Source organism: Xanthomonas prunicola, assembly GCF_002846205.1.
GTDB lineage: Bacteria > Pseudomonadota > Gammaproteobacteria > Xanthomonadales > Xanthomonadaceae > Xanthomonas > Xanthomonas prunicola.
This window is the reverse complement of the sequence record NZ_PHKV01000061.1, coordinates 1-1,102: the sequence shown is the minus strand read 5'-3', so window position 1 is coordinate 1,102 and position 1,102 is coordinate 1. Positions and strand designations below refer to the sequence as shown.

At 49.1% G+C, this 1,102-nt stretch carries 2 protein-coding genes; both read right to left on the bottom strand.

Annotated elements, in window-relative coordinates; translation table 11 throughout:
* A partial coding sequence (locus XpruCFBP8353_RS23025; protein ID WP_282956985.1) for a hemagglutinin repeat-containing protein occupies positions 1 to 408 on the bottom strand: 408 nt, incomplete at its 3' end.
* 363 nt (positions 409 to 771) lie between these two features.
* Positions 772 to 930, bottom strand: a complete 159-nt coding sequence (locus tag XpruCFBP8353_RS24700; RefSeq protein WP_101378189.1) for an Imm42 family immunity protein — start codon at positions 928 to 930, stop codon at positions 772 to 774.
* Positions 931 to 1,102 lie beyond the last annotated feature (172 nt).

The following is a 1,102-nucleotide window of genomic DNA, read 5'->3' as shown; positions in this document are numbered from 1 at the left end:
CAGGGTGGTGTCGTTGCCGCTGATGATCGTTGCGGTGTTGCCTGCCGACAGATGGCTATTGCGCTGGGTGACATCGGTGCCATCGGCCTTGCCGCGCGAGCCGCTGGCGCTGGCGGTAACACCGGCGGCGAAGCCGTCTGCACCGTAAGTGATCGCCACGCCGATTGCCGCACTCTTGCTCTTGTTGGTGCTGTGTTGTTCGAAGGTGTCCTGCGCCGCTTCCAGGGTGATGTTGTTGTCGGCCGCCAGCAGCAGGTTGTTGCCGGCCTTGATGTCGCTGCCGCGCACCAGGATGTTGCTGTCTTCGCCCCCGCCGGTGGCGATCAGGTTGACGTTGCCGCCGGCCTGCAGGGTGGAGCCCTTGGACGTGGAGCTGCGCTGCTTGGTTTCGCTGCGCTCAACAGATATCAGCGCTGAACGATGTTGTAATCAAAAATCGCAAAGATATTTAATTTATTTCTGCCTCGTAGATATTTTCTAGCTCGTTGTATGCTGATTTCAATGAGTTATTAAGTATGTCGCGTGGGATTGACGTGCTTACAATATCTTCCTCGGAGATTTTGTAAATTACTAGGCAAAAGTTTTCCGTGCAGTCAATGCCATAAATTTTCACCTCATCAAAAATGTCAACTTGGGGTGCTAATATGTATTTTGCGGCATCTTCTACTAATGTGGACTCGCCATATATTGAAGAGTCAATCATTTAATAGAGTTCAGAAGATCTTTTTTCACTTATTGGAAGCTTTCTATTATTTATCTTAACTATTTCATTTAGCTGAAAAAAACGTCTCTTAGCGACGTTCCGCTTTCGAAATCTCCGACCCTGGAGTTTTTTATCCAATAGCAAAACCGGCCAAACATCCATGCTCCACCATAATTTTCGTTTAATTCAAATTCGACTGCAAAGCTAATTTTTTCTCCAAAAATCATGGCTTATCCAGCTCCTTCAGTACCTTATTGTCAACCTTGCTACGAGAGATTGTTCCGCTGAAATGTACGCTTCCAGTATTATCAGAGAAATACCTAGGCCGCGTGGGTGCTGGCGATCACGCCACCCTTGAGGTCGGTGTTGCCGCCCACGCGGATGTTGAAGCCGCCATCG

Excerpts from the sequence above, each read along its gene's own strand:
- XpruCFBP8353_RS24700 (WP_101378189.1), bottom strand. The coding sequence starts at position 930 with ATGATTTTTGGAGAAAAAATTAGCTTTGCAGTCGAATTTGAATTAAAC.